At 69.2% G+C, this 25,168-nt stretch carries 20 protein-coding genes; 13 read left to right on the forward strand and 7 right to left on the reverse strand.

Going from position 1 to position 25,168, the window contains the following annotated elements:
• Positions 1-9 precede the first annotated feature (9 nt).
• The 8 genes from IDM40_RS04415 (at position 10) to thiD (ending at position 9,662) form a co-directional block, all read left to right on the forward strand.
• On the forward strand, positions 10-1,755 hold the full coding sequence (locus tag IDM40_RS04415; protein WP_193120595.1) for a type IV secretory system conjugative DNA transfer family protein: 1,746 nt from the start codon (positions 10-12) through the stop codon (positions 1,753-1,755).
• A 34-nt stretch (positions 1,756-1,789) separates the two neighbouring features.
• Entirely contained in the window at positions 1,790-2,200 is a 411-nt protein-coding gene (locus tag IDM40_RS04420) for a DUF4913 domain-containing protein (RefSeq protein WP_235997300.1), read from the forward strand.
• A gap of 21 nt (positions 2,201-2,221) precedes the next feature.
• Positions 2,222-3,256: a nucleoside hydrolase gene (locus IDM40_RS04425; RefSeq protein ID WP_193120596.1), complete on the forward strand. Its 1,035-nt coding sequence runs from the start codon at positions 2,222-2,224 to the stop codon at positions 3,254-3,256.
• A 23-nt stretch (positions 3,257-3,279) separates the two neighbouring features.
• Positions 3,280-4,641, forward strand: coding sequence for an ABC transporter permease (locus IDM40_RS04430; protein ID WP_193120597.1), 1,362 nt, complete (start codon positions 3,280-3,282; stop codon positions 4,639-4,641).
• Positions 4,642-4,697: 56 nt separating this feature from the next.
• Positions 4,698-5,837, forward strand: a complete 1,140-nt coding sequence (locus IDM40_RS04435) for a hypothetical protein (protein WP_193120598.1) — start codon at positions 4,698-4,700, stop codon at positions 5,835-5,837.
• Positions 5,838-5,887: 50 nt separating this feature from the next.
• Positions 5,888-7,003, forward strand: coding sequence for a hypothetical protein (locus IDM40_RS04440; protein ID WP_193120599.1), 1,116 nt, complete (start codon positions 5,888-5,890; stop codon positions 7,001-7,003).
• 16 nt (positions 7,004-7,019) lie between these two features.
• Entirely contained in the window at positions 7,020-8,663 is a 1,644-nt protein-coding gene (locus IDM40_RS04445) for a glycosyltransferase (RefSeq protein ID WP_193120600.1), read from the forward strand.
• A gap of 204 nt (positions 8,664-8,867) precedes the next feature.
• On the forward strand, positions 8,868-9,662 hold the full coding sequence (gene thiD, locus IDM40_RS04450) for a bifunctional hydroxymethylpyrimidine kinase/phosphomethylpyrimidine kinase (protein WP_193120601.1): 795 nt from the start codon (positions 8,868-8,870) through the stop codon (positions 9,660-9,662).
• A 309-nt stretch (positions 9,663-9,971) separates the two neighbouring features.
• Here the strand turns inward: thiD and IDM40_RS28560 are convergent, their stop codons facing one another.
• Positions 9,972-10,097 carry a hypothetical protein gene (locus IDM40_RS28560; RefSeq protein WP_268959300.1) on the reverse strand — a complete coding sequence of 42 codons (126 nt, stop codon included), beginning with the start codon at positions 10,095-10,097 and terminating at the stop codon, positions 9,972-9,974.
• A gap of 248 nt (positions 10,098-10,345) precedes the next feature.
• Between IDM40_RS28560 and IDM40_RS04455 the strand changes: the two genes are divergently transcribed.
• Complete coding sequence (locus IDM40_RS04455) at positions 10,346-11,527, forward strand: hypothetical protein (RefSeq protein WP_193120602.1); 1,182 nt, start codon at positions 10,346-10,348, stop codon at positions 11,525-11,527.
• 11 nt (positions 11,528-11,538) lie between these two features.
• Here the strand turns inward: IDM40_RS04455 and IDM40_RS04460 are convergent, their stop codons facing one another.
• A complete protein-coding gene (locus tag IDM40_RS04460) occupies positions 11,539-13,632 on the reverse strand; it encodes a tetratricopeptide repeat protein (RefSeq protein ID WP_193120603.1) in 2,094 nt (697 codons plus the stop codon).
• 255 nt (positions 13,633-13,887) lie between these two features.
• On the opposite strand from IDM40_RS04460, the gene IDM40_RS04465 reads away from it, so the two are divergent.
• The gene (locus tag IDM40_RS04465) at positions 13,888-14,802 is read left to right on the forward strand and encodes a Gfo/Idh/MocA family protein (protein ID WP_193120604.1); all 915 of its coding nucleotides are present in this window, start codon (positions 13,888-13,890) and stop codon (positions 14,800-14,802) included.
• Between the two features lie 70 nt (positions 14,803-14,872).
• On the opposite strand, the gene IDM40_RS04470 is transcribed toward IDM40_RS04465, so the two are convergent.
• Positions 14,873-15,127: a GlsB/YeaQ/YmgE family stress response membrane protein gene (locus IDM40_RS04470; RefSeq protein WP_193120605.1), complete on the reverse strand. Its 255-nt coding sequence runs from the start codon at positions 15,125-15,127 to the stop codon at positions 14,873-14,875.
• A gap of 233 nt (positions 15,128-15,360) precedes the next feature.
• Between IDM40_RS04470 and IDM40_RS04475 the strand changes: the two genes are divergently transcribed.
• On the forward strand, positions 15,361-17,580 hold the full coding sequence (locus tag IDM40_RS04475) for a tetratricopeptide repeat protein (protein WP_193120606.1): 2,220 nt from the start codon (positions 15,361-15,363) through the stop codon (positions 17,578-17,580).
• A gap of 363 nt (positions 17,581-17,943) precedes the next feature.
• On the opposite strand, the gene IDM40_RS04480 is transcribed toward IDM40_RS04475, so the two are convergent.
• The 4 genes from IDM40_RS04480 to IDM40_RS04495 all read right to left on the reverse strand — a co-directional run bounded on the left by IDM40_RS04480 (position 17,944) and on the right by IDM40_RS04495 (position 23,716).
• Positions 17,944-19,173, reverse strand: a complete 1,230-nt coding sequence (locus IDM40_RS04480) for a hypothetical protein (protein ID WP_193120607.1) — start codon at positions 19,171-19,173, stop codon at positions 17,944-17,946.
• Between the two features lie 486 nt (positions 19,174-19,659).
• Positions 19,660-22,749: an AfsR/SARP family transcriptional regulator gene (locus IDM40_RS04485; protein ID WP_193120608.1), complete on the reverse strand. Its 3,090-nt coding sequence runs from the start codon at positions 22,747-22,749 to the stop codon at positions 19,660-19,662.
• 323 nt (positions 22,750-23,072) lie between these two features.
• Positions 23,073-23,480, reverse strand: a complete 408-nt coding sequence (locus IDM40_RS04490; RefSeq protein ID WP_193120609.1) for a hypothetical protein — start codon at positions 23,478-23,480, stop codon at positions 23,073-23,075.
• A complete protein-coding gene (locus tag IDM40_RS04495; RefSeq protein ID WP_193120610.1) occupies positions 23,480-23,716 on the reverse strand; it encodes a hypothetical protein in 237 nt (78 codons plus the stop codon). Before IDM40_RS04495 ends, IDM40_RS04490 begins: the two co-directional genes overlap by 1 nt.
• 182 nt (positions 23,717-23,898) lie before the next feature.
• On the opposite strand from IDM40_RS04495, the gene IDM40_RS04500 reads away from it, so the two are divergent.
• Both IDM40_RS04500 and IDM40_RS04505 read left to right on the forward strand, forming a co-directional pair.
• The gene (locus IDM40_RS04500) at positions 23,899-24,753 is read left to right on the forward strand and encodes a helix-turn-helix domain-containing protein (protein ID WP_193120611.1); all 855 of its coding nucleotides are present in this window, start codon (positions 23,899-23,901) and stop codon (positions 24,751-24,753) included.
• Positions 24,754-24,903: 150 nt separating this feature from the next.
• Complete coding sequence (locus tag IDM40_RS04505) at positions 24,904-25,095, forward strand: DUF397 domain-containing protein (RefSeq protein WP_193120612.1); 192 nt, start codon at positions 24,904-24,906, stop codon at positions 25,093-25,095.
• Positions 25,096-25,168: the final 73 nt, after the last annotated feature.

Consider the following 25,168-nt stretch of genomic DNA (forward strand, 5'->3'; position numbering starts at 1 on the left):
AAGACACTCATGGGCAAGCAACGGGGCGGCAGAGCACCTGTCGATCCCTCCCAATTCTGGCTCATCGGCCTCATCATCGGTGGTGCGGTTCTGCTTGCAGCCCTGTGGCTCGGCGGGACCATCGGTGCGTACTTCGGTGGGGCCGGTTGGAACCCGCCCCCCTTCGGGTTCGACACGTTCTTCGCGGTGCTGAGCGGGGAACAGGTGTGGCAGAGTGCATCGACCACCGCTGTCGTGACCGGCATGGTCGCTACGGTCGGGTTTCTGATCATCCTCACTGTGCTGGTCGCCCTGTTGCTGGCCGGCGGTGGCAACGACCGAGGCGGTCTGGCCACGGCGAAGCAGGCCGGCGACCTCGCACCGAAGGCAGCGGTGGAGAAGGCCAAACGCCTGAGGCGTTCCCTCCGGGACCGCAAGAAGGTCGACCCTGCCGATGCGGGGCTGCTCCTGGGGGACCTCCATCCGTCCGGTCCAGAACTGCGTGCCTCCTGGGAGGACGTGGCTGTGGTCTTCATGGGACCCAGGTCGGGAAAGACCTCGGCGCTCGCGGTCCCGAACGTCCTCCAGGCCCCCGGCCCCTGCGTGGTGACCTCCAACAAGTCCGACATCTACGCCATCACCTGCGGGGAACGCGCTCGCCGCGGCAGGGTCTGGCTGTTCGATCCTCAGTCGATCGCGCACGCCGACCGCGAGATGTGGTGGGACATGCTCTCCATGGCCCGCACCATCGAAGGCGCCGACCGCTTGGCGATGCACCTGGTCTCGGCCACCAGCGGCGCCGAGGAGGGTGAGGACTTCTGGGCCAAGGCCGGACGCAACCTGCTGCGCATCGTCCTGCACGCCGCATCGATCGATGGCAGGAACCTGAGGGAGGTCCTCGACTGGTTGGCCGACCCGGGCGACCAGGCTCCCCTCATCATCCTGCGCAACCACGGGCTGACCGCCCTCTCGGAGAACCTCGACGGGACCGTGAGAGGGGCCCCGGAGACGAGGGACGGCATCTACGAACACGCCCGCCAGGCGGTCGCCTGCCTCTTGGATCCGGAGGTCCTGGCCTGGGTGACCCCCGATGGCGACGTGCCGCAGTTCGAACCCGGGGATTTCGTGCGCTCCACCGACGCCCTCTACCTGCTGTCGAAGGACGGCGGCGGGGGTGCGGCCGGCGTGATCGCGGCGCTGACCGATGCGTGCCTGCGCGCCGCCGTGGCGGTGGCCGAAGCCAGCCCCGGAGGCCGCCTGGACCCGCCGATGGAGGCGATCCTCGACGAGGCCTGCAACGTCTGCAAGATCCAGGACCTGCCGGATCTGTACTCGCACCTGGGATCGCGCGGGGTACTGCCGGTGACGGTCATGCAGTCCTACGAACAGGGTGTGCGGGTATGGGGCAAGAGCGGGATGGACTCGTTGTGGTCGGCCGCCACCATCAAGCTCCTGGGTTCCGGGCTGGACGACCAGGCGTTCGCCGACCGGATCTCCTCCCTCGTGGGTGAGACCTACGTCGACGAATCGTCGGCTTCGGAGAGCAAGGACGGCCGCAGTCTCCAGCGCTCACAGCGCCGCGAACGCATCCTCGACGTGTCCGACGTGCGAGAGATCGAGAAGGGAACCGCGCTCCTGCTCGCGACCTCCACCCGACCGGCTCGGCTGAGGCTGCGGCCCTGGTTCAAGGAGAAGAACGCGTCGGCCGTCTCGGCGGACCAGGACGCGTCGGAGAAGGCCATCGCCGGACGAGCGGCCAAACGCCTCACCCTGTGACCCGCCCACGACCGAGAACCGCACTGGAGCGACCTTGAACACTGCCCACGAAGGGCAACAGCAGCCGCCCTTCATCTTTGCGCTGACCCCGGACGAGTACATGGTCGAACTCGCCCAACTGACGACCTGGGTCAACGGCTTCCTCGTCCCGGTCTACGTCACGTCCCGCATCCCCAGCTCCCGTTCCCCGTGGTGTGCGCGCTGGTGGGAACACCCCGAGGCCATCGGTCGGCTCCACGCGCTCTGGCTCGCCTACCAGGCGATGTCGGACACCGACGGGGCCGGGATCACCGCGCCGCACGAATGGCACCGGGACCACCTGGACCCCGCGTTGGCCTCCCTCCGTGCCCCGGACGGCCCCTTCTCCGGATGCATGACCAAGCCCCACCAGGACACACACAACCCCCCGCCCGAGGTCACCGTCGTCGACCACACTGGGGTCTGACCCGACCAGGAGGAGACAAGAATGCCGTATTCGGAGGACGACGACCGGAGCATCGAAGAGCTCCGGGCCGAGCAGGAAGCCCTGATCGCCCTGGGCGAGAGGGCGCCCGCCGGCAGCGCCCTGCGCCGGATCGCGGAACAGACCGCGGCCGGGGGCCTGTGGCCCGAGAACCCGAAGGGCACACCGATCGTCCTCGACACCGACATCGGCGGCGACCCCGACGACGCGATCGCCGTCGCAGCAGCGGGCCGGACCCTCCCCGAACTCGCGTTGGTGCTGACCAACGACGAAACCGGGGGCGACCTCGTCCACGGGGAGCGTGCCCGGTTGGCCCGGCACTTGTTGGACCTGTTGGGACGCGGGGACGTGGGCACTGTGGCCGGCCACGGCGAGGGTTCCACCAAGTACTTCTGTGCGCAAGGACTGGTCCCCAGGCAACTCCCCTATCAGCCCTCCGACGTCATCGGTGCGGTGCGCAGCCTCCTGGCACGTACCGACGGCCGGATCCGCTGGGTCGGTTTGGGAGCACTGAGCAACCTGGCGCACGTGCTGGAGGAGATCCCGGAAGCCGCCGACAGGCTCGTCGTGACACAGATGGGGGGAGGCCTCGAGTACCGCGACCCCGCACGGGCCGAGCACAACATCCGGATGGACGTTCCGTCGGCCCACGACGTGTTCGCCGGGATCGCAGCGGGGCGCCTCGAAGACGTCCAGGTGGTCACGTCCGACATCACCTTCCGCCCCGAGATCGAGATCGTCCCCGGGGGCCCGGTGCACCGGCGCCTGTCGGAGGCTCCGGAGGGCGGCTGGCAGCGCCTGTTGCACCGTCACCTGGACGCATGGTTCGCCGCATTCCACCCCGGCAGCATGCAACACGATGCCCTGGCCCTCTCCGCCGCGATCGGCAAGCCCTTCGTCAATTTCGGTCTGAGACACGTCTGCCTGGACCGCATCGGGCGCATGCTCCGCGACGAACAGGGGGCGGAGGTCTGGCTGAGCCTGGCGGCGAAGTACGACCCGTTCAACACGTGGTTGCAACGGGCTCTGTTCGACTGAGTCCCACTACCCCCGGACCTCACATGGACTCCGAATACATACAGAACGAATACGGGCTCACACCGGACGAGTTGAGCGCCGTCCAGGACGCTTACACGACCTTCCGCAACAGCACGGCACCGTTCATGGTCTCCATCGCGGCCGACATGCTGGACGACCTCAAGGAGGATGTGCGAACCAAGGGCGAGGACCACAGGGTCGCCTTTCTCGGGCGTGACGGCACCTCCCTGAGCCTGGCAGTGCGCGAGCTGGATCCGGAATTCCACGACCGGTACTGCGCCGATGTCACCCTGTCCAGGGCCGTGGCCGAAGCGGCCCTCCAGGACAGGGAGACCAACGAGGGTCGTTCCTTCCCCGACATCGAGACCTTCCGGGGGGCCAGGAACAAGGTGGGCCCGGAGAGCATTGATTTCGCGCACCAACAGACGCAGAGGATGTTCCAGCGCTCCGGTGTTCCCATGGGGGAACCGAACAGTTCGGTGACACTGGTGGACACCAGTTTCAAGGGAACGGTCCAGGAACTCCTCACGGAGGCGTATCCGGAGACCGAACTCACCGGAAGGTACGCGTTCCTCAGCAAGACGCCGGACGATCCCCGCCCGGAAGCGAAACTCGGGTACGTCTTCCACCAGGAGGCAGGCGAGAAGTGGAAGGGGTTCCCCAGCCGGTCGTTGTCCGAGGACCCGGCGGAGACGTTCGGCAACCAGGACGCGCTGGGCACCATCGAGGAGACCCTGCACGGCCCGTTGGACAGCCCTCGGGGCATCGGACCGGAAGGCCCCGTCCAGCGCCCCCAGCGCGAGCAGACCGACCCGACCGAGGGGATCAATCCCAACCTGGTCTCGGAGGTGTACAAGTCACCCCGGGTGAGGGAGGCGGTCAAGGTGGTCGCGCTCGATGCCGTCGCCGACGCGGCCAGGGACAGCGCCCGAAAACGTGATTCGGGTCAGGACTGGCGCGCGGAGCTCTCCGAAGCACGCCGGTCCTACACCTCCGAGACCCGCGCTTGGGTCGCCGGCCGTCCCACCCAGGACGCACACCTCACCCCGCTGTTCGACAGTTTCGTCCGCCGGGCGGACAAGGGGCTCGTGAAGGACCTGTCCCGGTCGCTCGAAGGCCGGGACCTGTCGCCGGAGGCTCACCACCGCACATGGGATGCCTTCGGCCGTGCGGGAACCCTCGAATCCAAGAAGGCGTACGTGGACAACGTCGGCGCCGCACTCGCCAAGGGCGGAAGGAACACCGCGGGCCAGAGTTCCGAGGCCGCCTCGACAACCGGAAACGCCACCTCCGACTCGGCGTCCCGGGCCGCACCGTCGTTCCTTCAGAGGAGCAAGACCAGGGGCGATCAACACGGCCGCGGAACCGGCCCTTCGAAGAAGTGATCCAGCACCCGGACACCGCGGCCCCCGTCCAGACCGAACAACCCCGAGGAAGACCCGTGTACGAGACCGAACGTCATCTCGTCGCCCCCCTGACCCTGGTCGGCCTGTTGGTGCTGACCGCTTGCGGCAGCGACGACACCCCGCCGACCGAGGCCCCCGGCTCCGAGGCATCCCCGGAGGAGACCGTGGAGATCCCTCCGGAGGACCTGTCGGGCCTGCTCATCTTCAACTGGTCCAACGAGGACACGTTCGTGACCTTCCACGACGTCGAGGACGGAAGCCTGAACAGCCGTCTGAGCCTCCACGAACTCAATGAGGCGGACGAGGAGAGGCACCAGACGGACTGGAGCCAGTTCGTCTTCTCCCCGGACTTCAGGAACGCCCTCATCGAGACCGACCAGGGCTTGATCCTGGGCACCCTCGACGACGAGACCCGCTCGTACACACCTGGAGCGACCATCGCGCCCGCTGAGGAGGCGAGTTTCAGCGGCGGCGAGATCACCTATGCAGCACCCCAGTTCAGCCCGGACGGGACTCAGATCTGGTTCGAGGAGCGCAGCGAGCACGGTGAGGACGATTCGCGGATCCTCGCGGTCGACGTCGACGACCCCGAGTCGGAGCCCGACCACGTCGGTGACGTGCCCCGTGTGACCCAGGCGCCGGACACCGTCGAGGAGGTCCAGGTTCACGGGCAAGGACTCCAGGTCGGCCTGCCCGAGACGGTCTACACGATCTCCGAGGACCTCGACGTGGAGGTCCTGGACCTCGTGGAGAGCGAGCCGCCCGGGCAGGACAGCGCCCCCGAGGATGCCCTCGAGTTCCTCATGAACGAGGACGGGACGGACATCGTCCCCTCGAATTTCGTGCGCGGCCCCGAAGAGACGTTCATCGGCCCCCTCGAGAGCGCACCGCAGGAGGACTCCCACACCCAGCTCTCCCAATTCTCCCTGGACGAAGAAGGGGCAGTCACCGATGAGGAGGTGCTCCTGGAGACCGAGGGCAACCCCATCAACCGGTACTGGTACGACTCCCAGGGCGATCGTCTCCTCCTGCAGACGAGCGACGCCTATTACCTCCACACGATCGGTGAGGACGGCGAACCGGAGCGCGCCTTCGAGGCACTGGATTTCGGAGACGACACGGACGTGGCCGGGGAGTCGGACTCGCTGGGCGTTTTCCAGCCGCACGAGGACTGACCGGCGGTCACAGCCGCAGCGCACTCCACAGAGATGAGAGTTGAGACGAGATGGGCTCCGACGAGGCCGTGAGGGCCGAGTACCGGCGGATCTACTCTGCCGCCGCACGCATGTACTGGTTGCAGCAGGGCGAGGTGGGGGCCCACCCCGCGTGGTCCCAGGAGCGGAAGGACTCCTGGCTGGCACTGGGGCGGGTCCTGCGTGAACACGCCGCCCCCGCCGTGGAACTGGCCGGCCCCAGCGACCCCACCCGCCACCTGATCGGTCGGCGTACGCCCGACGACCGCCCGGTGTCCCTGGGACGGGCCGCCCACGACTGGCAGGAACGCCTCGACACATCCCCCACGGTCAGGTATCCGCGTCTGGATCCGGACCCCGACAGCACGGGCGAGGACGCGTACTCCTTCGAGCCCTTCGCCCCGGGCAGCTGCGTCCTCGTCCCCTCCACATGGCTCTCCTCGGCGGCCGCGTCGGTGGGCGAGTTGTCCCGGCGCCTGGCCCCCGGGAGGCCCCCGCACACCGTCGGCCCCGAGGCCGCGCACCTGTCCCAGACCTTCCACGCGCTCGCCGAGCAGCTCAGACACGCCTTACCCGGTATCGAGCCCCGGCCCCATCCAGCGACGGCCGAATGGATCGCCGGCATACCCACACCGCACATCGGCAGCACGGACCCCGCCGATCTGGACGAACTCCGCGCGGCCGCCCACGACGCGGCGCACAGCACGCCCACCAAGGAACAGGCGGTCGCCGCCAAGGACTCCTCCAGCTCGATCGAGGTCATCGAGGCCGGTGAGGTCCTGCGCGGCGTCCTGGCCGGTTCGGAGAAGGAACCCTGGCGTGAGCGGCAGGAGGGCGTCGACCCCGCTCGTTCCCTGCTCGTGTCGGCCGAGCACACCTTCGAGAGCTGGGACGCCCGGCTGAGGACCAAGGCACTCGAACGCGAGCCCTCGCCCCGAGTGCCGGCGGAGGCGGAGAACCCCGTCCGGCCCACCGAGAGCCTGCGGATGAAGGCGATCGCCCGCGAGAGCGCCCTCGTTCTCGCCGAGGTCCTCGACGAGAACGCCGCCCGCCTCCATCCGGGGCGCCGCACCGAGATGGTCGGGTTCGATGCCTATCCCCTCTCCCGATTCCTGGGCGCCTTCACCACGCACCTCCTTTCCCTCTGAACAGAAATGACCACTCATGTCGCGATATCTGTTCATCACGAATTCCGGAAAGGTTGAAGACGGCGGGCACGTGCTCAACCATGAGCTGACCACGTCGCTCGCGAGACAGGGGCACGAGGTCCACCTACTCATGCTCGGTGCCTCGGAGATAGAACGGCCGGGGGTGGTCGCACACGACGTGCGGGACCCCGGGCTCCCGGCCCAGGAGGAGAGCCGGATCGAGGCGGCGCTGGGACGCTGCCGGTTCCCGGTCGACAGGGTCTCGGTCGAACTGGCCGAACGCTTCCCCCTGCTGGACCGGACCGCCAAGGGCCTTCCCACCGACCCCTCCGCGTTCACGGCCGTGGTCGGTTTCGGGGACGTGACCGGACCGGCGGCACTCGACATCAGGTCGCGGTTCTACCCGGGCGCCGTCGCGGTCAACGGCATCACGATGGACCCGGAAGGGCTCTTCAAGGCCATCGATGCCCCGGAGCTCGGTGCCAGCAGGATCGCCGCGCACCGGGCGACCTTCGCCGGCTCCGACCTCCTCTTCGCACACGGGATCAAGTCCGAACGCGACGCGCTGAGGCTGACCGCGTCCCACCCGGGCACCGAGACGTCCACACCCGTGTACAGCTTCCTCCCGGGGACCCGGATCTCCGACAGCCCCACGTGGAACGGCGAGGGCACCATGAACGTCCTCATGCTGGGCAGGATGGGAGACCCGAACAAGGGGGCCGTGGACACCGCGATGGCCGTCGGAGAACTGCGGAGCTTCGAGGGCAGAGACATCACGCTCACCCTCAGGGGTGTCTCCAGTGGGGACATGGACCCTCTGTCCGACACCATGGAACAACACGTGGGTCCGGAGTGGAGGACCTTCGTGAAGGTGGAGCCGTTCACGGACTCGGCCGAGGAGAAGGCGCGTTCCATCCACGAGTCCCACGCCATGGTCATGGCCACCGAGAGCGAGGCCTACGGTCTCGCGGCCAATGAGTACCTGGCCCACGGCAAGCCCCTGCTCGTCGCGGAGGGCAACGGCAACGGTTACGCCGAGGTGCTGAAGTCCTGGGAAGGAATGCCCGAGACGGCGAGGCGACTCGTCATCGACGACAGCAACACGACCAACGTCCGGGGCAGCGCGATCGCACCGTCCGACCCCGCCGCTCCTCCGGTCACGGGTCGCCACGAAGCGATCAAGAACGCCATCTCCGACCTCCACGACCACTACGACGAGTACGCGCACGCTGCCCGTGCCGCACGCGAGGAGCTCCGGCACTACTCCCCCGACGACATGGCGCGCAGCATCGACAAGGCCGTCACCGAGCGCCACGAGGGCGTGGTGCGCCACACCCGCCAGACACCGGACGGGGGGCTGCGGCCCACACACGGCCACGAGGTGACCGCCGGTCTGCCGGAGCATCTGAAAGGCATCGCGCTCGACCCGGCACCCTCCGAGCAACGGGCCGCGGCCGACACCGGTGGTTCAGGACCTCCGTCGGCCGACCGCGCGCCGACGAGCGCCCAGCCGCAGGCGCCTTCGTTCCTCGGGAAGAGCACGGCGACGTCCTCCACCGGGAAGGCCGACGCCGGTGGGGAACCGCCGCGCAGACCCCCGCAACATTCCTCCCCCGGTTCAGTCCCCCAGGAGAAGAGGAGCAACAGCGTGAGCCGCTGACGAGCGGAGCCGACTCGACCGGGGAATCGGAGGGCGGCCGTTGGGGTTGTACCTCCACCGACCGGCAGTGACCCCCGCTACAGGCGAGGCCCGCCGTGGACATCCGGACCGGGCGTTGTGGTGCAATAAGTACGGGTTCGTGAACCCGTGGAGGGCTTCCGAGACCGGCAACAGCACCGAGATTCAAGAGGAGGTTGGCACTCCATGACCAACCGCGCGTACGTGATCGCAGGGTCGGAGGCCACCGGGGGCGCCGGCATCCAGGCCGACCTCAAGGCCTTCCAGGAACTCGGCGTCTACGGGATGGGCACGATCACCTGCGTCGTCTCCTTCGACCCGAAGAACGACTGGGCGCACCGCTTCGTGCCGATGGCCCCCGGCGTCATCGCCGACCAGATCGAGGCGGCCACGAGCTGCCACGACCTCGACGTCGTCAAGATCGGCATGCTCGGTACGCCCGACACCATCGACGTGGTCGAGCAGGGGCTCAGGGCCAAGGAGTGGCGCCACGTCGTGCTGGACCCGGTGCTGATCTGCAAGGGCCAGGAGCCCGGTGCGGCGCTGGACACCGACAAGGCCCTGACCGCGCAGATCCTGCCGCTGGCCACGGTCATCACGCCCAACCACTTCGAGGCCCGCACCCTGGCCGGCATGGAGAGCATCGACACCGTCGACGACCTCGTCGAGGCCGCACGCCGCATCCACGAGCTGGGCCCGGACCACGTCATCGCCAAGGGCGGTACCGAGCTGCCCGGCCCCGACGCCGTGGACGTGCACTTCGACGGCGAGAACGTCACCGTGCTGAGCGCGCCGAAGATCGGTGAGGAGCGCGTCAGCGGCGCGGGCTGCACCTTCGCCGCCGCCATCACCGCTGAGCTCGCCAAGGGCGCGGACGTGGGCAGCGCCGCCGAGGCCGCCAAGGCCATGGTCCGCGAGGGCATCACGGAGCGCCTGGCCACGCACGCGCCGTTCTCCTCGGTGGTGCCGATCGCGCCGTGAGGCCGTGAGCCGTGAACGCCGCCCGCCGGCCCCGTCGCACACCGCGGCGGGGCCGGTGCCGTGTCCGGGGACTTGGTTCCTGTGCTGGACCGGCGTTGCTGTGCAGGGACACGCGGTCGGTACAGTGTTCCGACTGTGAGGAAAGATCCCGGTATCAGCGCGTTCACCCCGAAGTGGCAGACCCTTCCGGCGCCACTGCGTGTCCTGGCGATCATCCACAACGTCACGTCCGCGACCCGAATGATGGACGTCCTTCCCGCCCTCGAGGACGACCCCCGGGTGCAGACCGTTCTCACCTGGACCCGCTCGTCACCGTTCCGGCACGGGGTCGAAGAATTCCTCCGCGGCACCGGATACCTCGTCATGGACTGGGAAGAGGCCCTCGAGCACGAGTTCGACCTCGCCATCGGCACCAGCCTCGGCGGAGACATCCACAAGATTTCCGCACCTTTCCTGCGCCTACCCCACGGAATGGGATACAATAAATACTTGAAGCCGGAAAGCCGGAAAGCCGGAAAGCCGGAAAGCCGGAAAGCCGGAAAGCCGGAAAGCCGGTCTTCGGTCTCTCCCGGGAATGGCTCCTCCACGACGGCGAACCCATCCCCTCCGCGCTCGCCCTCTCCCACGACGAACAGGCCGCCCGCCTCGCAGCCGACTGCCCTGAGGCCCTCCCCCGCGCCTTCGTGGCCGGCGACCCCTGCTACGACCGCATCCTCGCCGGGCTCCCCCTCCGCGCCCGCTACCGGCGCAGCCTCGGTGTACAGCCACACCAGCAACTCGTGCTCGTCAGCTCCACCTGGGGCACACGCTCCCTCTTCGGGCGCCACCCCGAACTCCCCGCGCGGCTGCTCGGATCCCTTTCCCGGGACGAATACCGGGTCGCTCTCGCCCTGCATCCGAACATCTGGCACGGGCACGGCCCGGGCCAGATCAACGCGTGGATCGCCCGGGCCCGCCGCGCCGGACTCATCGTGCTGCCCCCGAACGAAGGGTGGCGTGCAGCGGTCGTCGCCTCCGACACGGTCTTCGGCGACCACGGTTCGGTGAGCTACTACGCAGCGGCCACAGGGCGGCCCGTCGTGCTCGACACCGCGGGCCACGAGTCCGTGGCGCCCGACTCACCCATCGCCCGCCTCCTGGAGACCGCGACCGCGTACACACCCCAGGTCCCAGTCGGAGAGCTCCTCGCCCGCGCTCGCAGCACCGAAGCCTCCACGACCGGCGTCGCCGAGCACTGGGTCTCATCGCGCCCCCGGAGGTCGATGCAGATCATCCGGCAACAGATGTACACGCTCATGGGCGCGGAGGAGCCCGAGTCCCCCGCCACCACCCGGTCCGTGCCTGCCCCGGTTCCCGAGCCCGGGCCCGCTCACCCGGCGCAATGGGTACGGATCACGCGCCTGCCCGACGACGTTCTGCAGGTACGCCGGGTCCCCGCTGCCGCCTACGACCAACGCACGCCCGGGAACGAGGACCCCGGTCACCTCGCCGTCTGGGACGAGGAGACCGACGAGCAGCTCAACGGCCTCTCCGACCTGGTGCTCTGCCACGAGGACGACCTACCCGAGGACGGCACCGACTGGGCGCGCGGAGTTCTCACCCATCGCCTCACACCAGCGGCGGCCGCCCATTACGGGGCGGACGGCTGCGTTCTCCACCACACGGACGGGACCGCCACCCGTGTCCGGGTCACCAAGGCCACTCGCGGGATCGACCCGTCGTTCCTCCCGCTGCTGGTCCACCACGCCGACAGCGATCCCCGGCTGGGGGCCCAGGTGCGGTCCGGGACGCTACGGGTGAGCGTCCGGGCCGGAAGCACCTGGGAGGTCGACGCCGTGGTGACCCGAGGGCCCCGGGACGCCTGAGCGGGCGGGGGTCACTCGCCGGTCCCGTCCCGTTCGGCCTCCACACGCTCGGCCGCTGCGACGTCGCCGACGTCCCGGTGGAGGCCGGCTGCTGCCGTCAGGTACTCGTCCCTGGCCCGAGCGTCCTGTGCCGCGTCGGCCAACGCCTCGAGCGTTCGCGCCCGCTGCAGGGGGATGTCGAGCTCGGCGAAGCGGTTCAGGGCCTCACGGAGTTCTGCTTCGGCTTCCTCCCGCTCGCCCAGGCCCAGAAGCGCACGCCCGCGTTCCATGCGTACCTTGGCGACGTTGACGGCGTCCGGCGCCCGGTGTTGCCCGGGTTCGGAGAAGACGGGGAGCGCGGACTCCAAGCGGTCCCGTGCCTCGCCGCAGCGTCCCAGTTCGATGAGCGACCGGGCGATGAGCAGATCGGTGACGGCGAGCGCCTGGGGCCGGTCGAGCCCCTCCTTGAGTTCCCGGACGCGGAGCAGGCCTTCCACGGCCCGCGTGTGGTCGCCCCGGCGCTGGGACACGAGCCCGAGGACCTCGTGGGCGGCCGCGCGTTCCATGGGGTCCCCGGCGGGTTCGGCCAGCTCCAGGGAACGGACGACCAGGGCTTCGGCCTCGTCGAACGCCCCGCGGTCCATGTGAGCGAGGCCGAGGAGGTTACCGAACCGGATGCGCGCGCGGACGTCGTCGGCGGCGGTTGCGGCCTCGAGCCCGCCGGCGAGGAGGGCCACACGTTCAGCGTTCCGACCGGACTCGGCCAGGTACACCGAAGCCGCTTCCGCTGTGGCGATCACCGTCGTGTGGTCTCCCGCGTCCGCGCTCCGACGGACGACGGCGGTGAGGACCTCCACGGCTGTGCTGAGCCAGTCCCTGGCCTGCGCGACGGTCCGTTCGTCCGCGCGTGCATCGTCGTCGAGCTCCGGTGAAGCGCCCAACAACGGACGCCTGGTCAGGAGCGAGGCCGCTCGCACAGCCGTGTCTCGGTAGTGGCGCCGCAGGACCTCGATCTGGGCAGAGCGCTCACCACCGGCGCTCCCGGCCCGCTCCAGGGCGACGTCACCCACGAGGCTGCCGACCGTGAACCACACGGAGTTCCTGGCGTTCTTGTGGAGCAAGGACAACTGAGCCAACTTGTTGAGGTCCTGACGGACGTACGGATCGTTCCCCAGCGCGGCCTCGACGGCCCGTTGGTCGACCGTCAGGCCGAGCGCCGTGTGCGCACCGATCGTCCGGAAGACTCGGAGTTCCTGCTCCGACAACGCCGAGACGTAGGCGGCGACCCGGTCCCGTGGTCCGCCTTCCCCGCCCGCCTCCAGGTGAGCGATCAGATCCTCGGTCGTGGCGAACGGGTTGTGTTCGAGGTACCCGAGCGCGATGTGGGCCAGGGCCGGCAGCCCGTGGCACAAGTTCACCAGGCGGTGGAGAGCGTCCTCGGGCAGATCCCCCGCTTCTGCTTCGGCCATGCCCCTGAGGAGGATCTCCGTGACCGCCTCGTTCTCCATGTCGCCGACGTGCACGGGCAGCTCCTTCTCCACGTTTCCGACTCGGGGCAATGCGTTGGGCGAGGTCGCCAACAGGAGGCATCTGGACCGGGCCGGCAGCAGCGCGCGGATCTGGCCCGCGCTGACCGCGTTGTCCAGGACGAGGACGAAGGCCTTGCCATCGGTGAGCCGCACGAAGAGATCACGCTTGGCCGCAGGGGACGCGGGGATCTGGTCCGAGCGGACATCGCACAACAGCAGCAGCCGGTCGAGCAACGCTTCCGCGGGAACGGCCCGATCGGGCTCGGGGCCCCCGAGGTCGATCCCCATCTGTGCGTCCCGGTAGTGGTCGGCGAGCTCGAAGGCCAGGTACCGCGCGAGTTCTGACGTGCCGACGCCCGGAGCGCCGTGCAGCTTGACCAGGGTGACCCCGTCGCGGTTGTTGCTCTGGTGGACGAGTCGGCGCACGCGTGCCCGCGCGTACTCCCGGTCGGTGAACAGGCGGTTCGCCGGTGGGAGGTTGCTGTGCATGCGGCGTTCGGGAGGTTCGGCGACGGTCACGTTCCCGTGGAGGTTCTGGACCTGGACGACCCGCGCTTGCCCGCCGATGTTGCCCGCGTTGTTTCCTTCTGTGCTCACGCCAGACGATTCTGGTGCAGCACCGGACGCAGCACCAGGGGTCGGGGCGATCGACCGGAACCGGTCACGCCGCCGCCTTCAGGGCGCAGCCATTCATGCTGCCCGGACCCGCGTGGTTCGGGCGGGGCACGTGCGGCGGCGGGGACGGGTGCGGCGGCGGGGGTCGGATCGGCCGATGGCGGCCATCGAGCGGGGGTGGCTGGGAGCGATTCCATGGAGAATGGTTCCGGGACCACGAGGAAAGGGCGGGCAGATATGGGAGTCAGGTTCGGATTACTGGGCACGGGGTTCTGGGCCACCGAGACACACGCCCCGGCCCTGGCCGCCCACCCCGACGTCGAGCTGGTCGGTGTGTGGGGCCGGGACCCCGACAAGGCGGCGGAAGTGGCCGGACGCCACGGGGCACAGGCCCACGAGGACGTCGACACGCTCCTGAAGGAGGTCGACGCCGTGGCCATCGCCCTGCCACCGGACGTGCAGGCGGAACTGGCCCTGCGGGCGGCGCGGGCGGGGCGCCACCTGCTGTTGGACAAACCGGTCGCGCTGTCGGCCTCGATGGCCGACCAGCTGACGGTGGAGGTGGAGAGCCGGGAACTGGCGTCGGTCGTCTTCTTCACCGCACGCTTTTCCGACGAGGTCGAGCGCTTCCTGGCGGAGGCGGAGGGGCAGGGCTGGCACGGCGCCCGTGCTCACCTGTTCGCGTCGATCTTCGAGCCGGGGAACCCGTACGGTGCTTCCCCGTGGCGACGGGCGAAGGGCGGGTTGTGGGATCTGGGCCCGCACGCGCTCGCGCTGACGTTGCCGGTGTTGGGCCCGGCGCGACGGGTCTCGGCGATGGCGGGGCCGCGGGACACGGTGCACCTGATGACCGAGCACGCCGGTGGTGCGGTGGGTTCGTTCGCGCTGACCGTGGACGCCCCCGCCGCGGCGCGGACGTTCGAGGTGCACCTCCACGGTGATCCGGGGTGGCGTCAGGTGCCGACCGGTTCGCGGGACCCGGTGTCGGCGTTCGGGGTCGCGATCGACCGGCTCACGGCGCAGATCACCGGGGAGAAGGCGGATCCCTGCGGCGTCCGGTTCGGCCGGGACGTCGTGGCCGTGTTGGAGGCGGCGGAGTGGTCGCTGTCGTCGGGGCGCACCGAACGCGTGACGCCGGCCCCCGGTTGGTGACCGGGGGCCGGCGTGTGGGATCGGGGTGGCGGGCCTGGCGCCGGAGCGGCGGGCCCGGCTCATCCGTTACTCATCCGGCGTTCTTGGCGTACAACCCGTCGGCGAGGTAGACGATCACCGCGGCGACCAGGACCTGCACGAGCAGTACCCAGAGGAAGGCCGTGGAGAAGATGGCCGCCAACCAGCCTCCGACGAACGCGGCCACGATGCCGAGCAGGAGTGTGAGCCAGATGGGCAGGTGCTGCTTGCCCGGGATGATGAGGCGACCGAGCGCCCCGATGATCAACCCGACGATGATCGCGCTGAAGATTCCGGTGATCTCCACGGGTGTACCTCCCTGGTCGGCGATCGCTGATCGGCGCTCTTGCGCTCCCCTTCCGTTCCCTCATGGGGCACGGGGACACTGGAGCACGCCTGCCCTGTATGAACCTTTTGTCAGACTTTGGCGCCACAGAGTTGCTGCACGTGCACGGGCATGTGAAGTTTCGACCGTTTTGACTACAGGGGCGCGAATTCGGGCATGACCTCTCCACCCCTGTCGACGTCGAGAGACCCCCCATGCCGCTCCCCCACGACAGCGACCACGGCGACGACCACGGCGACCGGAACCGGGACCGGGACCGGGGCCGGAACCGGGTGGCCGCCGGGCAGGTCTCCGGCACGGTCGTCCAGATCGGGTCCGTGCACGGCGCCGTGGAGGTCGGCGCCCCGGCCCCCGCACCGCACCAGCTGCCCGCGAGTCCGCGCCTGTTCACCGACCGCAACGACGAGACGCGCCGCCTCCACGCCCTCCATGACACCGGGTCCGGGACCGGGAGCGGCACCGGAACCCGCACCGGCTCCGACACCGGCACCGCGACCGGCACGGGGCACGTCGTCGTGTTGCACGGGACCGGGGGCGTGGGCAAGACGGCGCTCGCCACGCACTTCCTCTCGACGGTCGCCGACACCCTGCCCGACGGGGTGCTCCACTGCGATCTGCTCGGGTTCAGCGGCGACGGCCCGGCCGACCCGGGCGACGTGCTGGACCGGTTCCTGCGTGATCTCGGGACGGCGCCGGAGCACATCCCGCACGACCTGGCCGGGCGGGCGGCGGCCTTCCGTTCGTGTACCCACGGTCGGCGTATCGGCCTACTGCTGGACAACGCCGTCTCCGCCGCACAGGTGCGTCCGCTGTTACCGGGGGACGGAGGGCACCTGGTGCTCGTCACCACGCGGTTGCACCTGAGCGGGCTCCGCCTGGACGGGGCGGAGTTCCTGGAGCTCGGCCCGCTCGACGGTTCCGGTTCGGCCGAACTCGTCGAACGCATCCTGTCCGACGGCCGGGCCCGCGCGGAACCCGACGCCGTCAGCCGGCTCACGGACCTCTGCGGCGGTCTGCCGCTCGCCGTGTGTGCTGCGGTCAGCGGGTTGACCGTGCGGCGCCACCAACCGCTGAGCCGGCTGGTGGATCGGCTCTCGCGGGCGCGCCACCGGTTGAGTGCGTTGAGCGCGCTGGGTGCGCTGAGCGCGGGGCCGGAGATGTCGGTGGAGGCCGCGCTCACCGACTCGTACCGGTGGTTGGGGCCGGGGGCGCAGCGCATGTACCGGCTCCTGGGCCTGGCACCAGGAAGGGACCTGACGCCGGAGGCCGCGGCGGCGCTCGCCGGTCTCCCCCTGGAGGAGGCGGAGGAGCTGCTCACCGAGTTGCTCACCGCGAGTCTGTTGGAGGAGGGCGCGGGCGGGAGGTTGCGCCAGCACGACCTGACGCGCCTGCACGCCCGGGCGCGTGCGGAGGCGGACGAGTCGGAGGGTGAGCGCGAGCAGACCCTCGACCGCATCCTGGAGCATTACCTCGTCACCGCCGCCTCGGCGGACCGGGTACTCAACCCGCACAGGTGGACTCTCGGCCCTGTGTACGACCGCCTCGACGGCCCCGCCTTCCCCTCGCATGACCAGGCACTGAGCTGGTTGGAGGAGGAACTCCCCGTGCTCAGGGCCTGTGTCCGCACTGCCCACGACACGGGAAGACACCGAACCTGCTGGCAGTTGTGCGAGGCCCTGCGGAGCCTGTTCACCCTCCGCAAGCATTTCGAGGCCTGGGCAGAGACCCACTTGCTCGGCGATGCGTCGGCCCGAACTCTGGACCACAATGCCGCCCAAGGGCGTATGGCACTGGCCCTCGCCGCCGCGCAACGCAGCCTTGGAGACCTCGAAACCGCTCACAGCACGTATCTGCGGTCCCTCGACCTCTGGCAACGGACCGACCATGAGTTGGGTATCGCCAGCAGCTTGGAAGGGTGTGGGATGAGCGAGGTGGTCCGCGGCCGCCCCGTCTCTGCTGTCCCCTACTTTCGCCGCGCTTACGACGTCTACGAGAGGATCGGTGACGCCCGGGGCAGGGCGCTCATCTCTCGGAGACTCGGCAGAGCGTTCAGGGACGCTGGGAGGCACGGCCTGGCGTTGGCCCACTTCTCACGGGCACTGGACGGATTCCCAGCCGAGTACGACGCCTACCAGCGTGCGCGCACACTCGGGGAGACAGCCGCCATCCACCTCGCCAGAGCCGACCACCGTGCTGCCCGTGTTCTGTTGGAGGAGGCGTTCGCTCTGGCCGAGAGTGTGGGCGCAATCGTCGCTGCGGCAGGCCACCTCGTCATGCGGGCCGAGGCGGCCCAGCTCGCCGGCCACCTCGACGACGCACGCGATGACCTCACTCGAGCACTGTCCACGTACACAGCGCACGGAGATCCGGCTGCGCAAAGGACACGACAGCTTCTCGAGGACCTCGACAGCTGACCCTGAACCCGTCGAGGATCGCCTCCGGCAGGTCGGAACCTTGTCCCGAGATCAACGATGCGTGGTGCACAGCCCCCAAGAACAATGGCGATGCGCTGCCCTCGAGCGGCAACGCTGGAGCGCCTCGCCGGATCACACGCGGAACCCGGTCTTGGCAGATCAACACGAGACAGCCCGGCAGAGCCTTGAACAAGTGCTCTGCCGGTACGAGCCCGTCCGTCTCGACCACGATCACGTCCGCCAACCGCGCACGGATCGGCACATCCGTACCCAGGAACCGCCCGTGCAGGTGATCGTGGGCGTGGTGCCCGATGCGCACTCGCACTCGGACCAAGCCCGACGTGGAGAGTCCGGCCACGGAGATCACCACTCTTCGACGAACCGGGGGACGGGAAGGCAGTGCGTCGGAGCCGGATGGCTCGGTTCCGGGAGCTCCAGCAACCGGTAGATGAGCGCGCGGAGCAGCTCAGCGGACCTGCCGGGCTCAGAGGTCAACAACCCTGCGTAGAGTTCCGCCTTCTCCGGCAAGCGTTCGTCGGCGGCGCGGTCGAGCTGCCGGACAATGGATCCCTCTGGTCCACACCACCGTTCGTTTTCGAGCATCACACGAGCCTGGGATCGGGGGTCTGTGTTGGGGGACGAGCCGCCCGCGAGCACAACGGGTTTCCCGAGAGCCGCTGCGGTGAACGTGGTCGTGCCGTGATCGCCCAGCACCGCGTCCGCAGCGACCAGCAGCGAGGGCCAGGAGGCCCTCCGCTCGAGGATTCGAAGGCCCCGCGCCCGGGCACTGGCCAGCCAGGCCTGTATCTGCCGCGCACCGTGCGCTGACCAAACACCGGGGTGGACCAGGAGAGCAGCCTTGTGGTCACGAGGCAGCTCCTCCATAAGTCTCTGCACGACATGGAACCCCGAGCCCACCAAGGAGTTGGGACCCCACGTGCTCGACAACACCACCAGGCGTTGCCCGTCCTCCACTCCGGCCGCCCTGCGGAAGTCTTCCCGGAGCGAAGCCGACGCCACCGCTCGGTCGTAAGCCGTGCTGCCCACGACGTGGCAGATCGGTTCTGCTTCGGGCACGACCCGTGTGACGAGCTCCTTGTGGTTCCGGTGCGCTACGCCCAGCGCCGCAGGTGTCACGCGCCCGTATCTGACCAAGGTCGAGTAGACGGCATCGACCGTCGGCGGGGTCGCCAGCGGCGGACCGAACCCCGGACCGGGAGGGACCGATCCGCTGAATCCCATGCCGTGTGGCAGAACGAGCATGGGCGCACTGATCCGTTCCAAATGGCTGTTGTGCCCATTGTGCGCGGCGACCCCGAGGTCGAACCTGTGGCGAAGCGCCTCGTTCCAAGGGAGCACGAGACCGCCGCTGGATTCGAGCGCAGTGCGCCCGCTCGGAGCGAACCGGGAGCCCTCACCTGCTATCTGGACCGTCTGGATCCTCAGGTCGTTCTCGAACAGCGGGAGGAGGTCCCGCAGGCGATCATCGGCCGCACCGCTCTCCACGACCAGGGCGACCGTCCGCTGTGTACGCACAGTGACGGGGGCCACGGGGCCCGCGTTGTCGCGCCTCCAGTGTTGTTCATGTGGCATGCTCCGGTCCTCTCGGTCGGGGAAGTCGGACCGGTTCCCACACTCGGTGCCGGGGCTTGCACGACCCTGACCGGCGCCTGCGGGCCGCTTGCGGGACCTTGCACAGCGCTGGCACCACGCTTGCCGCCGGCCGTGCCGCCGATCGCCCGGGCCTCGTGCCCTCGCCGCCGGGGCAAGGGGATTCCGGGAGGGTCGGGGGAAGGCTTCGGCACCCTGGTCCCAGCATGTTGCCCCGACACACAAAAACCCCGCCGGTCTTCAAGGCCGACGGGGGTCTTGCTCGGTCAATCTGTGCGGTCGTCCCGGGCGGTGTCAGCAGCCACGGCGATGCGGGGCAGGTGAACAGGGGGCTGTTCGTGACGATGCATGCGCCATTGCATGAGGCAGTCACTTTCAGTGATTCGGGGGTACAAACGTTCATCAGAAACGCTAGCCCCACCAGCCCCGACCCTGCAGGCAAATCGGGAGACTGCTCAGGAAAACTGATCAGCCGCTCAAGCCCGACATACCGTCGAGCGTCACTTCCACCTTGAGCCTGACCCGGGCCGCATGCGGGTTCGGCACCTTGCCCAGGACCTCGGCCGCACGCTGCCAGTGCGCGAGGGCTTCGGGCTCCTCCCCTTCACCGTCGCTCAGATCGCCGAGCCGCTCACAGGCCTGCCCCTCTTCGGTGGTGGAGCCTTCTGCTTGCGCCGCCCGCATCGCGGAGATGTAACACCACCGCGCTCCGTGGATGCGGCCTTCTTCCTCATGCACGTCTCCCAGGGCCCGCAGAATCCGGGCTCTCGGCAGCACTGCCTCGCCCTGCGACACGTGTTCGAGCCCGGACTCCAAAGTATCGCGGGCCTCACGAACTCTGCCCAGACCGAGCAGGGCCGTCCCGACATCCGCGGTGCACTGAGCCACCTTCCCTTCCTCACCGGTGGTGCGGAAGTACCAGAGCGCGGCCTCCATGTTGGCCAGTGCGCTCTCGTATCCATGGCGGTAGAGGGCGGTCACCCCCAAGTTCATGTGCGCCAGTGCAACGCCCGAGATGTCGCTGTGCGCCTGATACACACGTCGGGAGCGCTCGAACATCCTCTCCGCGTCCCTGTAGAGCCCATGGTCGTAGAGCACACCCGCATGCCCGGTGACGACGCTCGCTTCTCTCTGGACATCTCCGAGCGCCCTGTACAGGTGCGCAGCTGTCCCGTAATCCACGCGTGCGAGGTCGTACCGGCCGACACTCTGCTCGGCGAACGCCCGTTGATGGTGGACCTTGGCCGTCCCCCGAACGTCACCAAGCCTCCGGAATTCGTTGAGCGCCGTTCTGAATTCGATCCGCGCGAAGCGAAGGTCTCCTCGCTCGTGCCGCAACCAGGCCAGCCAGGTGCGGGCGTGCGGGACCTGCTGCACAGCATCGTGATCCAGCCAGAGGTCGAACGCGCTGCGCAACAAAGCTTCCGCACCCACCATGTCGCCGCGCTGCCGCCGGACCAGGCCGAGCTCGTACAACGCGTCCGCCTGACCCACCGCGCACCCCAGTTTTCCCCAGGCCTCGTGCGACCAACGGAGGTACTCCTCCGCACGGTCGAGGGGGCCGGTGCTCTCCAGGAGTCCGGCCATAACGAGCGGAAAACGTGCCACGTAGTGGTCGGCGGCCTGTTCACGGGCACGCTGGAGCAGCGCGTCGATGACGGGATACGTGTCGGCGAACCACTCCCGGGCGACCCGCACGTCGGCGAACACGGGCGTCGACGGCCCCGGGACGAGTGGCGGACCCATCCGTCGCCGCCCAGGGCGCGCCTTGCGGTCTGCGGCGTCGAGCGCGGCCAGGTAGTGGTCGGAGTAGCGCCGCTGAACGCTCTCTCGCTCCCCCGCCGGCATGTTGCGCTCTGCGTACCACTGCGCGAAGTCCCGCACGTGGTCGTGGAGTCGATACCGTCCCGGGCCGACCTCCTCCACGAAGTTCGTGTCGAGGAGTTCGTCCATCGACCGCTCCACGTCTTCCCGGCTCCCCACCCCCTCGGCGAGCACGTCCTCGGTGACGGTGGCCGTGGGGTGCAGTCCCGCGCAGAGGAAGGTCCGCTGTTCCATCGGCGAGAGGAGCCCGAGGGAGTCGGAGAACACGGGGTAGGCCCAACCACCGCTCCGTTCCCTCTGGCGATGCAGCCGTTCCGCCAGGTCGTCCAGGCTCCATGTGGGGTGCCGTCTCAGGTGGCCCGCACCGAAGTGGAGTTCGATCGGGAGGTGGCGCAGGAGCTCGGTGACCCGCGCGACGCCCTCGTCGGGCTCCCGGCCGGTGGCGAGGGAGAACAGGCGCTCGGAGTCCTCGGGTTCGAGCGCCTCGATTCGGTGTGTGGTCACCAGGGTGTTCGCCATGGCACGCCGTGCCGTGGCGAACACGACGCATTCGGGGTTGCCCGGGGTGATGCGCTGGAGGGCCTCCTCCTGCACGACGTTGTCGAGCAGCAGAAGCACCCTGCGGTCCGCGACGCGGTCGCGCCACAGGGCCATCCGGGTGTCCGGGTCGGACGGGATGGAGCTCTCGGGGACACCGACCATGGCGAGTAGGCGGCCGAGCACAACGTCGATGCGGTTGTCGCCGACCTCGACGTCCAGACGCAGGTCGTAGTCCTCCCGCACCAGGTGAGCGACGTGTACGGCGAGTGCGGTCTTGCCGGTGCCGCCGAGCCCGGTGATGAGCTGGACACAGGGCGCGGAGCGCGGCTGCCGCACCCTCTCGAGCAGGGCCTCGACCTCTTCCTCCCGGCCGACAAAACCGGCGATGTCGGCGCGCAAGGTATCGACGGTCTCGAAAACATCAGGGCCGGTCGACCGGCCGGTGAGGGGCACGGGCTGATCCCCGTCCGCCTCCCCCAACGCCCGTTCGAAGAGGCGGCGCGTGCGGGGGTTGGGCTCGGTCCCCTGCTCCTCCCTCATGCGTTCGCGCAGGCGTCCGTAACACTCGATCGCGTCTGCGTGCCGCCCCTCTGCCATCAGGGCGCTCATGTGCGCGAAGGTCAACACGTCGGTGTCCTCGTGCCCGGCGAGCCGCTCGTTCACCTGCGGCGCCAGCCCGAGGGCGAGCGCCGCGTCTGCCCATCGGGCGAGCAGGTCGGTGCGCAGCCGGGAGCACTCCTCCCGCACCTTCTCCGCCCAGGCCCCGCCGAGTTCGCAGAGGGGATCTTCGGACCAGTGCCCGAGAGCGCGGTCGTACAGGTCGGCCGCCTCCCGGTACTCCCCTCGGCGCACACACTCGCGGGCGCGCTTGTCGAGCCCGCCCACGCGCAGCAGGTCGACCGTGTCCCCCGGCACGTCGAGGACGTAACCGCCGTTGCGATGGTGGATCGGGGCCGGGTGTCCGGCCTTGACAAGGCTCTTGCGGAGGCGGCTGACCTGGGAATGCAGCGTATTGTCGACGCTGGGAGGCGGGTCCTGGCCCCACAGATACCGGACCAGGTCCGACTTCGGCACCGGGCGCCCCACCGAGTGGGCGAGCACGGCGAGGAGCAGCTGTGCTTTCTGCGGCCCCGCGGGCACGGGCCGGTTCTCGACCAGTACGCGGGGGCCTCGGGCGAGGAGCTGTATCTCCAACTGGTCACCACCCAACACCCGCATAATCGCACCGCGGGTTATGGAATGCCAGACCTTTAAATATGGACGGTACACAACCGAGACCAAGGCCAAGACCCTGACCTGGTGCGATACCAAGGGTCACACTTTTATCGCCCGGAGCTCCCAATTATCTGTGCACATTCCGGACCGCCCCGGATAATCTCCCGGAGGATCAGGGGAAAGGGAAACGGGAAACGCACACCCATTTGCAGGGGACCTTGCACGGGCCTTTCGCACGTGCAATCCACGCAAGGCCCGGTCAGCGCCCGGCCGGCGCCCGGCGAGCGCCGACGACCGGCAGGTCAGAGCTTCTGCCTCCACCTCTGCCCACTCCCCTGCCCCTGCCCGCCCTGACCGGAGCACGGCACCGGGACAACACGTACCCGAGCCGCGGACACGCCCCGCTCCTCGCCCTGCTGCGTGCGGACCCTGAGTACATGGCCAGGAGCGCCGGGACGCGCGCGCCCGTAGCCGATCACCTGCGCGACAGCGGAGCGGCGCCCGCCGGCATCCCTGACGGGGGCGACCCACGAACCGAGGGGGTAGTTGCGGTGCGTCTCCCGCCAGAGCGTTTCGAGCCGGGCGCGGTCGAGCTGAACCATCAGGTGGCCGATCTCGTCACCGGTCAGCTCACGCCCGCCGTCGAGCACGGCGTCGGCGATCACGATGACGTCGCGCTGGTCGCCCAGGGGGTATCGGGACTGGTCCATCATGCGCCCACCACCCGGCGGGCTCCGGAGGTCCACGCGGTGGCCACGCGGGAGACGGCCGGGCCGGTCGGGCCGGTCGGGCCTACGGATCCGGCCGAGCCGATCGACCCGGCTGCACCCGCTGCGAACAGGTAGCGGCGGACACGGGCGGCGTTGCGTGGACGTCGGCGTTGCAGCCGCTCGGCGGCCAGGTCACGGACGGCGGCGAGCGCCGAGGGGCTCAGGTAGCGCGGCATTGCGCAGCCTCCTGTCGTGGTGCCGCTGGACGGGGCGGCCCGGTTGAGTACCCCTCAATGATTAACTTCGGAATATAATATTTGCAAGACCTAAGCAGGAATCCGTTAATTAGATTCCGAAATATGCCTGCTTGAGAAGGTCTGCTCTACGATCGGCAGCACGACCCCCCAAGGAGAGGCGCATGAGCAGGAGACACAGCCCCACCGTCCGAAGGCGCCGCCTGTCCGCCGTGCTCCGCCAGCTCAGACGAGACCACGGCTCCACCCTGGAGACCGTCACCGCTGACCTCGAATGGTCACGGGGCCGCTTGGCCCACATGGAAGGCAATAAGTGGACGCGCCCCGACGTGGGCAACATCCGTCAGTTGCTGGACCACTACGGGGTCGAGGGCGGCGAGCGGGAAGCGATCCTCTCCCTGGCCCGTCAGGCACGGGAGAAGGGGTGGTGGACCCGGTTCAAGGACGTGTTCGGTTCCGATCCCCTGGTGGGCTTCGAGTCCGAGGCATCGATGATCTCGACCTACCAGCCCATCGTCGTCCCCGGGCTGCTCCAGACCGAGGGGTATGCGGCCGCGATCGCGCGGGCTACCCCAACAGAGCCGGCCGTGGGGGTCGACCGGCGCGTGGAGGCCCGGATGGCCCGTAATGAGGTGCTCATCGGTGAGGGAGCGCCGACGGTGCGGGCCGTCATCGACGAGTCCGCGCTCCACCGCATCCCTGTCGAGGGCGGGGTTGCGGAAGGGCAGATCCGGCACCTGATCGAACAGGCGGAGGATGCGGACGCCGACGTCACCGTCCAGGTCCTGCCGTTCTCCGCAGGACTGCACCCCGGGATCGCCGGCTCGTTCGTCGTGCTGGATTTCCCGGATGCACTGGACGCCCCGGTCGTGTACCTGGAGCCCCGCACCGATGGCCTGTTCCTGGAGGGACCGCAGGAGGTCGCCGCGTACCGGTCGGTGTTCGACGGGCTGCAGGAGCTGGCCTTGTCGCAGGCCGAGTCCGTGCGCAGGATGAAGAGCATCCACGACGGCCTCTAGAACGGCCCTCGGATGTGTCGGCCCACCGAGCCCGGAGGACTGCGTTTCAGGCCCCGGGGAGCGAGTGGCGAGCGCTGCTGAAGACACTGCATCACGGGTAAGTCCAGTACAGGCACGACCCCAGCCACCTCCCACTGAAGGGTCCCGACCATGCCCGCCACCGAAGACCCGCAGCTCGCCTTCCGCAAGAGCAGCTACAGCAACCCGTCGAACTGCGTCGAGTTCGCCGACGCACCCGGCGGCAACGCCGCCGTCCGCGACTCCCAGAACCCCGAGCTCGGCCACCTCGATGTCCCGGGGAGCGAGTGGCGAGCGCTGCTGGGCGCGGTCCGGCAGAGCTGAGCTCGCGCTCACCGCTCGCCGCTCACAACAACGGAACCCCGACGGAGGTCGTCTCCGTCGAGGCTCTGCTACG

It is taken from the genome of Nocardiopsis coralli (assembly GCF_014892575.1).
Classification (GTDB): Bacteria; Actinomycetota; Actinomycetes; order Streptosporangiales; family Streptosporangiaceae; genus Nocardiopsis; species Nocardiopsis coralli.